This window comes from Afipia sp. GW822-FHT04G07, assembly GCF_058800765.1.
Genome location: NZ_JBXAMP010000001.1, coordinates 279,772 through 291,639 on the forward strand (window position 1 = coordinate 279,772; position 11,868 = coordinate 291,639).

An 11,868-nucleotide genomic window follows, 5' to 3' on the forward strand; every position below is an offset into this window, starting at 1 on the left:
ATGCAACACTGCGAATGCTGCGACGCAGCTAAACCATCAGCGCATGGCTTGCGTAAGAAGTGATTAATCTTTCAGCTAGGATTTGACTAAAGCAGGCAGCGAAGTTTTACTGCGGCGTCGGAAATAGGCTGATTTTAGACATGAATTTCATGTGCTTGCCATAAACTCAGCTTGATCATGAATGGCCAAGTTGACCGGTAACTCAGTAAGGGTTGTGGTTTTAGCTATGCTTTTATGGCACATCGCGTCAGGCAAGGCCAAGCGATTTGCACATATCGTTCCATGCGAGCGTAAAATCGAACAATAATTCATTTATTTGGTGATGCGGACACGCGCCTCCCAGTTCCGGCTGTTCCAGATCTTCGAATCGTAGACGTTCCAACGGCGGCGTGGCATAGCCGCTGGATGCGAAATCGACACTCTACTCGCAGACTGCTGCTGTCTCTGGCGCTCTCACAAGCGCTGGCGTTTCAAGCCCTGATTCTGGCGTGGAGCGGGGCGCAGGCTCTCGCGGGAGGGGGGACCGGCGCAATCGGAGCCATCTGCTCCGCCGCATCCGCGAGCAATAACGTCGGCGGTACCGAGCCGCCTAACAAGCCGGCCCAGCATCAGGACTGTCTAGCGGCCTGTACAGCCGGTCACACAGGCGCAACGCCGCCTGAGCCGGTCCTGTCGCTCTCTGATCCTGCAGTTTTTGGCCAGATATTCATGCCGGCCGAGGCGCCGCTGCTGGAACGATCCGGAGCACAGGCTTTTCTGGCGCGAGCTCCTCCGACGCTGACCTGAGACCTTATCCGGAATTCTCTCTCAGCATCATTCGAGGACAACATGATCATCAACTTCCGCAGCCCTCAGTGGCTGCTTGCCAGCGCTGGATTCACCGCTTTGGGCGTCATCGCTTCCCAGTCATCCGCGTTCGCACATGTCACGCTCGCGACCGGTGAGGCACGTGCCGGCACTTATTACAGGGCGGTGTTCCAGGTGCCGCACGGCTGCGACGGCACCGACACGAAAACAATCCGCATTCAAATTCCGGAAGGCGTGATCGGTGTGAAGCCGATGCCCAAGGCCGGCTGGACGCTCAACATCACGCGCGGCACTTACGCCAAGTCCTACACGAGCCACGGCAAGGTTGTGACCGAAGGGCCGAAGGAGGTGGTCTGGTCGGGAGGCTCTCTGTCGGACGACAACTACGACGAGTTCGTCTTCACGAGCTTCATCACCGATTTTCCCCCAGGGCAGGCGATCTATTTTCCAACATTTCAGCAGTGCGCAAAGGGTGAAGTCCGCTGGGACCAGATCGCACCGGCAGGACAGAACCCGCACGATCTAAAATCTCCCGCACCCATGTTGCGGATCGCGACCGATAACACGTCTGGCGCGTGGGGACATGCGGATCACGGCAACATGCAGGGCACGGGCGCGGCGCCGTCTTCCGCGGGCAGCGATATGCTCAAGGCAGGCGATCTGGTTGTAGCCACGCCGTGGACCCGCGCCACACCGGGCGGCGCCAAGATTGCGGGCGGTTATCTCAAGATTACCAACAACGGCAAGTCCGCCGATCGCCTCGTGAGCGCGGTTTCAGCCGGTGCGGACCGTGTAGAGATCCACCAGATGTCGATGACCGACGGGGTGATGAAGATGCGGCCGCTGCCGGACGGATTGATCATCAAGCCCGGGGAGACCGTCGAACTGAAACCGGGTGGCTTTCACATGATGTTCATGAACATCAAGCAATCGCTGAAACAGGGCGATAAACTGAAAGCGACATTGACGTTCGAGAAAGCAGGCAAGCTTGACGTGAGTTTTGACGTCAACGCGATCGGCGCAACAGGCGAGCCAGCGCATAAGCATTGAGCGGCACACACATATATAACGAGGTACGGGCTGAGCCTTCAGGCTCGGCCCGTGACGCTCCTCAACGAAAACTTTATCGATCCTTGCGGCCCCACGAAAACAGGTTGACGGGGAAATCCGCCGCATAGCGCCGCGTCTTCTGTTGTGGCGGCGGTTCATATGGCATCGTCACAGGTTCGATCACCCTGCGGTAGAGGTGCCAGGTGGCATGACCGAGCACTGGGATGACGACTGTCAATCCGAGGAAGAAGGGCACTGTTCCAGCAACCAGCAATGCAGCGACGATCAAGCCCCATGCGGCCATCGGAATCGGATTTTGCACCACCGCCCGAACCGAGGTGAGCATCGCATCCATTGCACTGGCGTGACGATCAAGCATCAGTGGAAACGAAACGACGCTGATGCAAAGTGCTACGAGTGCGAACAGGAAGCCGACGCCGCAGCCGACCACGATCAGTTTCTGGCCTTCGGACGTTGTAAGAACGCGATGAAAGAAGTCGGGGAAGCTTGAAGCTGGCGCATAACCGAACGTCGCGCTGTAGATCGATTGCGCGGCCGCGAGCCATACCAGGAACAGGACAAGAAGGAGCGCGCCGAAAACTAGCATGGCGCCGATGGATGGCGATCGCAGCACGCTCAACGCATGGGACGCAGTTGGCACCTGTCCCTGTTCGCGCCGTCTGCTGAGATCGTAAAATCCGAGAGCCGCGAACGGTCCCAGCAGCGCGAAACCGGCGGCGAGCGGAAACAGCAGTGGCAGGATCGAATAACCGAGGACGGTCCGCGCCAGCACAATTCCGAGCACCGGATAAATCAGCGCCAGCAGCACGGCGTGAGTGGGGACGGCTTTGAAGTCCTCCCATCCCAGACGGAGCGCGTCTTTTAGGTCTGCTAGATAGATTGTTCGAACGGTGTATCTCGCAGGATCGGACGCGAGCGGAAGCGTATTGATGTGTGTGGACGCTGGGTTGCTCATGGTGGCTATCTCCTAATCACACAGCGTTTATGACGCTGTGATTGCTCGTAAGGTGCACCGTGCGAGCCTCGAGGTTATCACGAACGCTAAAAAGAACATCTGCGAAAGCATCACGATTGCTTGCCGGCAACGACGAAGCAAACGCAGCAAAATTTCGGGGAGAGCCAACTCAACAGGTAAAGCGGATTCGTCCGCTTCTGTACATTGTGGCACCTTTTTGGCGCAATTGACTCAAATCGCTACGGAGTGAGGTCATCTCCTGCATTGGCAAGTCGTGACCGGGCGTCTACACTCTTTTGTGACCGGTGAGGCGCAGCCGGGGTAGCGGGGAAGAGGCGTCAATCAAGATCCACCAACGACGGGTTATCGGGAGTTTTATAATGAGCATTTTTGGAAAGATCATGGGCGCGATTTTCGGCACCAAGGCCGAAGCTGCTGAGCCCGCCGGCGGTGCTGGTTCTGCTGCTGGAGGCGCGGGCGTGCCGATGGTTGATGTCGCGCCGATCCTCGACAAAGCCGTTGCTGCCAAGGGCGAGAAGCTCGAATGGCGTACTTCGATTGTGGACCTGATGAAGGCTCTCGATATTGATTCGAGCCTGGGCGCCCGCAAGGAACTCGCGAAGGAATTGAAGTACGACGGCGACACCAACGATTCTGCCAAGATGAACATCTGGTTGCACAAGCAGGTGATGACCAAGCTTGCAGCCAATGGCGGCAAGTTGCCGGATGATCTCAAGCACTAAACCGCTCACGCTTGAATTCTTGAAAGGCCCGCCATTGGCGGGTCTTTTTCGTTGCACCGCACGCAAAAGCTTTCTGCGAACTCCCTATCCAAATCGCTGGTACCGGAATACAAAATGCCAGCGCCGTCTTCGTGGATGTCACGAGGCCGTAACACGGCGCGATCAAGCCGCATCTCGGGAGGGTGCGGTAGGTTCGAGATTACCAAAACCCGCGCAAAGTCCGCAGAACAGGGAATAGACATGACCGAACTCAATCGCAGGAACATTCTCGCCGGAGGTGCCGCCGCTCTGGCCGGCACTGTCACGCTCGGCGACGCCGCGCAGGCGCAAGTCGGCGCGAAGGCAATATTTCCAGTGGCGCAGACGACGATACCCATTGTCGGCGTGAAGGAGGTGTTTCCTGTCCGCCGCATCTACTGTATCGGCCGCAATTACGCGGCGCACTCGCGGGAGATGGGATCCGACCCGACGCGGGAGCCTCCGTTTTTCTTCCAGAAACCGACCGACGCTATTCAAAACGTCGCGATAGGCGCTGTTGGCGATCATCCTTATCCGCCGCTCACCAAGAACTATCACTATGAAGTCGAACTGGTGGCCGCGCTGAAATCAGGAGGCGCCAACATCTCGCCGGAGAAGGCGCTCGATTGCGTCTACGGGTATGCGCTCGGTCTCGATATGACCCGCCGCGATCTGCAACGCGCAATGGGTGACCAGAAGAAGCCGTGGGAGATCGGCAAGAGCTTCGACCATTCTGCTGTGCTCGGCCCGATCCACCCGGTGACCAAGACCGGCCATTTTACCAAGGGAGCCATCTCACTCGCAGTGAATGGTACGGTGAAACAGAGCTCCGACCTCAGCAACATGATCTGGAGCGTGGCGGAACAAATCTCGAAACTGTCGGAAGCTTGTGAGTTGAAAGCAGGCGACATCATCTATTCCGGCACGCCGGAAAATGTGGGCCCTGTCGTGAAGGGCGATGTTGTGCTTTGCAAGCTGGCAGGCTTGCCGGATATGTCGATCAAGATCGTCTGACAGCGGCAATTGATAAGAAGAGCCCGCTAAATAGCGGGCTCTTTTCGTTAAGCTGCGAGATCGGAAAACTCCGGATGCTTGTTGAGATAGTCGACGACGAATCCGCAACCAGCCACGACTTTCAAATTCTCGCCGCGTATCTGCTCCAACGCACCTTGCACCAGTTTCGATGCGATGCCGCGTCCGCGCAGCGCGTGGGGCGTCTCGGTATGGGTAATGATCACCTTACCCGGGATAAGGCGGTAGTTGGCGAACGCGATTGCGCCATCAACGTCGAGCTCGTAACGGCCGAGAGCGGTATTGTTGCGGACAGTCTGATTCATGGATGAGCGTCTCGTCGTTATTTCAGCAGATCAGCGTACTCGGTGTGTTTTTCTATGTAAGCTTTCACGAACGGGCACCGGGGCACGATCTTTAACCCCGCTGCGCGCACCTGATCGAGCGCTCCCTTGATGAGTTTCGATCCGACGCCCTTGCCTTCGAGTTCTTTCGGTACCTTGGTGTGGATGAACGTAATGACGCCATCTGCGACTTCGTAGTATGTCGCGGCTATATGGCCTTCGACATTCAGTTCGTAGCGCTTCTGGGCCGGGTTGTTCTGGACTGTCTCGGTCATTGTCTGCTTTCTCGATCCTAGGGAGCAACAAAATCGCCCTGGCGGGTCTTGTAAAGACCTGCGGGATTCATACGTCAATTGCAGACATACTCCGATGCGGCCCAAATGGTCGTATTAAGTCGGAATGTGAGGCCCACGGGCCGCCGGCGTATGCCTCTTACAAGGAGGTTTTACAATGTCTGGCACTCGGTTTTTCGAAACTCATCGGACATGGGAAGATTGGTTCGGCATGGCGATGGGCCTGCTGATCGTCCTCTCGCCATGGATCACTGGCGAAGCGAACCATGGACTTGGCCAGCAGTCGGAGCCGGGATTAGCAATTCTAAATGCGGTCCTGGCCGGTGTCCTCGTATTTGGCCTTGCCCAGATGGAGTATATTGCGCTCCGGCGTTGGGAAGAGGCGGGTGAGATGGTGCTCGGCCTGTGGCTCGTCGTCTCGCCTTACGTCCTCGGCTATGCGAGCGACGGCGTGCTCAGATTCTGGCACACCGGCCTTGGTGGCTTCGTAATCCTGCTGGCGGCCTTGAAGCTTTGGCAGGATTGGGATTTGACGGACCAAGATCTTGCCCGCCACGGGCAATGAGGCCTTGAGGCGCGCGGAAAATGTTCGCGCCAGATGAACTGGTGACTTGCCGGCTCTTGATCGAGCCGGCAGGTCTCCATCATCGCTGCGGCATCACTATGCCGCATGATCTCCGAATAACGGCGCCTTGTGAATCATACGTGCTATGATCGCCGTCGCGCATGACGCATTTCGAAACCTGGACAGTCTGATGGCGAATGAAAAAGGCCCCAACATCAAGAAGAAGCAGAAGTGCAAGAATTGCGAAGGCAAGGGCTTGTTGAAGAAAGGCGATAAGGTTGTGACCTGCCAGCGATGCAAGGGCACGGGCGTGAGATGACCGCTTTCGCGGTCATTCGTTAGTGCATTTGCCGTCTCACACCGGCCGTCTCACTCCGCCGCTTCCTCCGCATCACGGATTTTTCCGGCGCGGCCCTTTTTGAGGACCGGTGCCAGGAACTTTCCGGTATAGCTGCGGGGCGCCTTGACGATGTCTTCCGGCGGACCCCATGCGACGATTTCGCCGCCGCCGTCGCCGCCTTCGGGTCCAAGATCGATTACCCAATCGGCCGTCTTGATGACCTCGAGGTTATGCTCGATCACGACCACAGTGTTGCCTTGTGCGACGAGTTCGTGAAGCACCTCAAGCAACTTGGCGACGTCATGGAAATGCAGGCCCGTGGTCGGCTCGTCGAGAATATAGAGCGTGCGGCCGGTCGCGCGCTTGCTGAGTTCCTTGGCGAGCTTGACGCGCTGGGCTTCGCCGCCTGACAGCGTTGTCGCCTGCTGACCGACATGGATGTAGCCCAGGCCGACGCGCTGCAACGTCTTGAACGTTTCCCGCACGCGCGGCACGGCCTTGAAGAAATCGGCAGCTTCATCGACCGTCATGTCGAGCACGTCGGCGATGGATTTGCTCTTGAACAGCACGTCCAACGTTTCGCGGTTGTAGCGCTTGCCTTTGCAAGTATCGCAAGTCACGTACACGTCCGGCAGGAAATGCATCTCGATCTTGATCAGGCCGTCGCCCTGGCACGCCTCGCAGCGACCGCCCTTCACGTTGAATGAGAAGCGCCCGGGCTCGTAACCGCGCGCCTTGGATTCCGGCAGGCCGGCGAACCATTCGCGGATCGGTGTGAACGCGCCGGTATAGGTCGCGGGATTGGAGCGCGGCGTGCGCCCGATCGGCGATTGATCGATGTCGATGATCTTGTCGATATGCTCAAGCCCTTCGATGCGATCGTGCGGGGCAGGGCCTTCCGACGCATTGTTGAGCTTGCGCGCGATCGCCTTGTAGAGCGTATCGATCAGCAGCGTGGATTTTCCGCCGCCGGATACGCCGGTGACGCAGGTGAATAGTCCAAGCGGAATCTCTGCCGACACGTTCTTGAGGTTGTTGCCGCGCGCGTTGATCACCTTGATGGTACGGCGATGATTGGGCGGCCGCCGCTCCGGGATAGGAACGAACATCTCTCCGGTGAGATATTTTCCGGTGATCGACTTCGGATTGTCCATCACCTGCTGCGGCGTGCCTTGGGCGACGATGTTGCCGCCATGCACGCCGGCGCCGGGACCAACGTCCACGACGTAGTCGGCGGTCTCGATGGCGTCTTCATCGTGCTCAACCACGATGACCGTGTTGCCGAGGTCGCGCAGCCGCCGCAGCGTATCGAGGAGACGTGCGTTGTCGCGCTGGTGCAAGCCGATGGAGGGCTCGTCAAGCACATACAACACGCCGGTCAGACCGGAACCGATCTGCGATGCCAGGCGGATACGCTGGCTTTCGCCGCCAGAGAGTGTTCCGGACGCGCGTGCCAGCGTCAGATAATTCAGGCCGACGTCGAGCAGGAACGACAACCGTTCGCGAATCTCCTTCAAAATCCGCGCGGCGATCTCGTTCTGTTGCTTGTTCAGTTGTTTCGGAACGGTCTCGAACCATTCCCCGGCACGCAGCACGGAGAGTTCCGAAATCTCGCCGATGTGCTTGCCGCCGATCTTGACGCACAGCGCTTCCGGCTTCAGCCGATGGCCGTGACAGGCCTCGCAGGGAACATCGCTGAAATACTTGCCGAGTTCCTCGCGCGCCCACTCGCTTTCCGTCTCACGAAAGCGGCGCTCGATGTTGGTGACAACACCCTCGAACGGCTTCTTGGTGTCGTAAGAGCGCACGCCGTCCTCATAAGAGAACTTGATCTCGTCGTCACCGGAGCCAAAGAGGATCGCGTTTTGCGTTTTCTTAGGCAAATCCTTCCACTTGGTGTCGAGCGTGAATTTGTAGAACTTGCCGAGCGCCGTCAGCGTCTGGATATAATAAGGTGATGACGACTTCGCCCACGGCGCAATCGCGCCCTTGCGTAGCGTTGCGTCCTTGTCGGGAATCACCAGTTCGGCATCGATATGCTGTTCGACCCCGAGGCCGCCACATTTCGGGCAGGCGCCGTAAGGGTTGTTGAATGAGAACAGCCGCGGTTCGATCTCTGGAATCGTGAAGCCGGACACGGGACACGCGAATTTCTCGGAGAACAGGATCCGCTCCGGGCCGCTTTTGTCGTGAATTTTCGCGGTTTTCTTGTCCGCCTTTTTGTCGGGGACTGGTGTGCTTCCGCCAGGCGCGTCCGCAAACTCAACGACCGCGAGGCCCTCGGCGAGCTTCAACGCGGTTTCGAACGATTCGGCGAGCCGCTGCGCCATGTCCGGGCGCACGACGATGCGGTCGACCACCACATCGATGTCATGAGGGAATTTTTTGTCCAGCGTCGGCGCTTCGGCCAACTCGTAAAACGTCCCGTCGATCTTGACCCGCTGGAACCCTTTCTTGAGATATTCCGCCAGTTCTTTCCTGTACTCGCCCTTGCGGCCACGCACGACCGGCGCCAGCAGATAAAGGCGCGTGCCTTCCGGCAGAGCCAGAACCCGGTCGACCATCTGGGAGACGATCTGGCTTTCGATGGGAAGTCCTGTTGCCGGCGAATAGGGAATGCCGACACGTGCCCACAGCAGGCGCATGTAGTCGTATATTTCGGTGACAGTTCCGACCGTGGAGCGAGGATTCTTGGATGTTGTCTTCTGCTCGATGGAAATAGCCGGCGATAGACCGTCGATCTGATCGACGTCAGGTTTCTGCATCATTTCCAGAAACTGGCGGGCATATGCCGACAGCGATTCAACGTAGCGGCGCTGGCCCTCGGCGTAGATCGTATCGAAGGCGAGGGAGGATTTTCCGGAGCCGGACAGGCCAGTGAAAACCACGAGCTTGTCGCGCGGAATTTCAAGATCGACGTTCTTCAGATTGTGTTCGCGCGCGCCGCGAATCGTAATGGCCCGCATGCTCGATCCAGCAGTCGATTTGCGAGCCGCCTTGATGACTTCGTCCATTGGGAGTTCCGATAGCCCGTTGTGCGCAAAAGCGACGTTGTCTCCGGAAACGCGAGGCGGCGCTTGCCGGTTGCCTGTTGTCGTCAGATTTCTGTGTCCGGAACATAGGAAGAACGGGGTGGGATTTCCAGTCCTGTTCGCAAGTCATCAACGATTTGCTGTGTCGGCGGAAAATCGGGCGCCAAATGCCCCGAACAGCCAAACAAAAAGGCCGGCTCAGAGAGCCGGCCTTCTGTCGTCCTGAAAAATTCAGGCAGAGTTAGTCAGGTCTGCGAAGATCAGTACTTCGCGACGACCGGGCCACCCCAGTTGAAGTGATAGTTCACGCCAACCTTCACAGTGTGGAGGTCGTCCTTGTAGGTGAGCGTGCCAGGAGCGACGCCAGCCGACACGAACGTGGTGTCTGCGAAGTTGTAGTACTGGTATTCGATCTTCGCCGACCAAGCGGGGGCGAACATGTATTCCAGACCACCACCGACGGTGTAGCCGGTCGATTCGCGGTTGGTCACGCCCGGCAGGAAGCCAGCGGTTGCAGCAAGGCCGTTGTCGTCACGGAATGCAACACCGCCCTTGGCGTAGATCAGGCCCGGACCCCAGGTGTAGCCGAGGCGGCCGGTGACCGAAGCGAGCCAATCCGAACGATCGCGCAGGGTGTTGGCACCGTTCGAGAACGTGCGGTCGTTGTTCGACAGCGCGCTGATCTGGCCTTCGATACCGATCAGCCAGTTCGGAGCGAACTGGTAGTCAGCACCGATCTGACCGCCGCCGAGGAACGCAGCGTCGCGGCTCGAGCCGGTGAGGCCAACGATGCTGGTCGCGAAGGCGTCGTCGCCACCGAAGGCGGCGCCGATGTGCGCACCGACGTAGATGCCCGACCAGTTGTAAACAGGCGCGGCGTAAACGGGTGCCTTGGTGTAGGTGCGAGCTGGCAGGTCAGCAGCGACCGCCGATGCAGTACCGAGGGCAATGAAGGCCACGGTGCCGAGCAAGAACTTCTTCATCTCATCTTCTCCAGTTTTAAATCCGCTTCGATTTATCGAAGCAGTTATCCAAGGCGCGTACGCAGTGGGATTCTCGATTTCGTGGTCGGAATATACTCGGTCCTGCTGAAAAAGCCGTCTCCGAAATGCAACACTCGAAAGCGAAGTGCAGCCAGCCTAAGACAAGGAATCAGTTGGGTTATTCGTCCTGAGAGTTCCATGATTCGATCACGTTTTCGTCACTTTTCAGGAACCGCTGACCAACATTCTTTTGTCTATCAAAGGGTTCCCTTTTGAGTTCCGCTTGCGCCGGAACAAAAAGAGTACATATTGTGTCTGCAATAAAGATTGCTTCCGTGTGTGGATAACCGTGGAGGCGGCATCGTTGCAGGGGCGGGAGCGTATAGGGTCGTCCTTGAAGCGGGCACATCCCTTTATTGGGATCGCCGTCCCGCGAACATAAATCCTCGCAGATTCGGGCGCACCGTATGCGTGCGCGAAAGTGGAGAACGGCAATGGCGGGAAGCGTCAATAAAGTCATTCTGGTTGGAAATCTCGGCGCCGACCCTGAAATCAAGCGAACGCAGGACGGCCGTCCAATCGCGAATCTCAGCGTCGCGACGTCGGACACGTGGCGCGACAAGAATACCGGCGAGCGCAAAGAGAAGACTGAGTGGCATCGCGTCGTCATCTTCAGCGAAGGTCTCTGCAAGATCGCCGAGCAGTATCTGAAGAAGGGTGCCAAGGTTTATCTTGAAGGCCAGTTGCAGACGCGCAAGTGGCAGGACAAGGACGGCAAGGATCGCTATTCGACCGAAGTCGTTCTGCAGAACTTCAATTCAACGCTGACGATGCTGGACGGCAAGAGCGGCGGCGGCGGTTCGTTCGGAGCTGAAGAGGGCGGCGGCGACTTCGGATCGTCCGGTCCTTCACGTTCGGCACCGCCTCGTCGCGTGGCGGCCGGCGGCGGCCGCAACGATGACATGAACGACGATATTCCGTTCTAAGTCGGTTCGTCTTTGATTGGATAACGCGAGGACCGGTGAGATTTACCGGTCCTCAGTTTTCGATGCCTCTTAAGTTAGGACAGCAGGGCTGCACGACGCCTTCTGTTGAATTTCATTTTCAAGTCTGCGTTACTTTGCCCGGAGACAGTCGATGAGCCTGGCGCCGCTGCTCGATGCGCCCATGGTCATCCAGTTGCACGCTTTCGCTGCGGTAGCTGCGATTGGGCTCGGCATTATTCAGTTTGCATCCACGAAGGGCACGCTGCCACACCGGACATTGGGCTGGATCTGGGTTGGGCTGATGGTGACTGTTGCAGTCAGCTCGTTCTGGATACATGGCCGTCAGATTAAACTGGGCGGGCCATGGAGCCCCATCCATCTGCTGTCAATCTTCAGCCTGATCATGCTTCCGCTCGGTGTCTGGTACGCGCACAGGCATCGCGTGAGGGGGCATCGCATCACGATGATTTCGATTTTCACGGGCGGACTGGTGATCGCGGGATTGTTCACGTTCGTGCCCGGCCGCATCATGCACGCGGTCGCATTTGGCCCATAGCGCTTGCGCGGAGGCCTACTTTTCCGCCCTGAAAACACGCAATCGAAATCGATTCTTGAGCGGACAATAAGCTATTGAGAATACAATATTTTTTGCTCTGTTTTCGAGTCCGAAAGCGGTTGGCTTTGGCGAGTGATTTCGCCTATATAACAATAGTATTTAGC

At 57.8% G+C, this 11,868-nt stretch carries 12 protein-coding genes; 7 read left to right on the forward strand and 5 right to left on the reverse strand.

Going from position 1 to position 11,868, the window contains the following annotated elements:
* The first annotated feature begins 828 nt into the window (after positions 1 to 828).
* Positions 829 to 1,857 carry a DUF1775 domain-containing protein gene (locus AC1RKJ_RS01360; RefSeq protein WP_492789117.1) on the forward strand — a complete coding sequence of 343 codons (1,029 nt, stop codon included), beginning with the start codon at positions 829 to 831 and terminating at the stop codon, positions 1,855 to 1,857.
* Between the two features lie 73 nt (positions 1,858 to 1,930).
* Here AC1RKJ_RS01360 and AC1RKJ_RS01365 read toward each other — a convergent pair whose 3' ends face one another.
* A complete protein-coding gene (locus tag AC1RKJ_RS01365) occupies positions 1,931 to 2,833 on the reverse strand; it encodes a DUF2189 domain-containing protein (protein WP_492789118.1) in 903 nt (300 codons plus the stop codon).
* Positions 2,834 to 3,213: 380 nt separating this feature from the next.
* Between AC1RKJ_RS01365 and AC1RKJ_RS01370 the strand changes: the two genes are divergently transcribed.
* Both AC1RKJ_RS01370 and AC1RKJ_RS01375 read left to right on the forward strand, forming a co-directional pair.
* On the forward strand, positions 3,214 to 3,576 hold the full coding sequence (locus AC1RKJ_RS01370) for a DUF3597 domain-containing protein (RefSeq protein ID WP_492789119.1): 363 nt from the start codon (positions 3,214 to 3,216) through the stop codon (positions 3,574 to 3,576).
* A 240-nt stretch (positions 3,577 to 3,816) separates the two neighbouring features.
* A complete protein-coding gene (locus AC1RKJ_RS01375; protein WP_492789120.1) occupies positions 3,817 to 4,608 on the forward strand; it encodes a fumarylacetoacetate hydrolase family protein in 792 nt (263 codons plus the stop codon).
* A gap of 47 nt (positions 4,609 to 4,655) precedes the next feature.
* On the opposite strand, the gene AC1RKJ_RS01380 is transcribed toward AC1RKJ_RS01375, so the two are convergent.
* Together AC1RKJ_RS01380 and AC1RKJ_RS01385 are read right to left on the reverse strand one after the other, a co-directional pair.
* Positions 4,656 to 4,931, reverse strand: coding sequence for a GNAT family N-acetyltransferase (locus AC1RKJ_RS01380; protein WP_492789121.1), 276 nt, complete (start codon positions 4,929 to 4,931; stop codon positions 4,656 to 4,658).
* Positions 4,932 to 4,948: 17 nt separating this feature from the next.
* Positions 4,949 to 5,224 carry a GNAT family N-acetyltransferase gene (locus AC1RKJ_RS01385; protein WP_492789122.1) on the reverse strand — a complete coding sequence of 92 codons (276 nt, stop codon included), beginning with the start codon at positions 5,222 to 5,224 and terminating at the stop codon, positions 4,949 to 4,951.
* Between the two features lie 175 nt (positions 5,225 to 5,399).
* Between AC1RKJ_RS01385 and AC1RKJ_RS01390 the strand changes: the two genes are divergently transcribed.
* Together AC1RKJ_RS01390 and AC1RKJ_RS01395 are read left to right on the forward strand one after the other, a co-directional pair.
* Complete coding sequence (locus tag AC1RKJ_RS01390) at positions 5,400 to 5,807, forward strand: SPW repeat protein (RefSeq protein ID WP_492789123.1); 408 nt, start codon at positions 5,400 to 5,402, stop codon at positions 5,805 to 5,807.
* A gap of 190 nt (positions 5,808 to 5,997) precedes the next feature.
* Positions 5,998 to 6,126, forward strand: coding sequence for a hypothetical protein (locus AC1RKJ_RS01395; RefSeq protein WP_006020649.1), 129 nt, complete (start codon positions 5,998 to 6,000; stop codon positions 6,124 to 6,126).
* Positions 6,127 to 6,176: 50 nt separating this feature from the next.
* Here AC1RKJ_RS01395 and uvrA read toward each other — a convergent pair whose 3' ends face one another.
* Positions 6,177 to 9,161 (reverse strand): excinuclease ABC subunit UvrA, encoded by a 2,985-nt coding sequence (uvrA, locus tag AC1RKJ_RS01400; protein ID WP_492789124.1) that lies wholly within the window; start codon positions 9,159 to 9,161, stop codon positions 6,177 to 6,179.
* A gap of 278 nt (positions 9,162 to 9,439) precedes the next feature.
* The gene (locus AC1RKJ_RS01405; RefSeq protein WP_492789125.1) at positions 9,440 to 10,162 is read right to left on the reverse strand and encodes an outer membrane protein; all 723 of its coding nucleotides are present in this window, start codon (positions 10,160 to 10,162) and stop codon (positions 9,440 to 9,442) included.
* A 494-nt stretch (positions 10,163 to 10,656) separates the two neighbouring features.
* Between AC1RKJ_RS01405 and AC1RKJ_RS01410 the strand changes: the two genes are divergently transcribed.
* Positions 10,657 to 11,148, forward strand: a complete 492-nt coding sequence (locus AC1RKJ_RS01410) for a single-stranded DNA-binding protein (RefSeq protein WP_492789126.1) — start codon at positions 10,657 to 10,659, stop codon at positions 11,146 to 11,148.
* Between the two features lie 151 nt (positions 11,149 to 11,299).
* Positions 11,300 to 11,704, forward strand: a complete 405-nt coding sequence (locus tag AC1RKJ_RS01415; RefSeq protein WP_492789127.1) for a DUF2306 domain-containing protein — start codon at positions 11,300 to 11,302, stop codon at positions 11,702 to 11,704.
* The last annotated feature ends 164 nt before the right edge of the window (positions 11,705 to 11,868 follow it).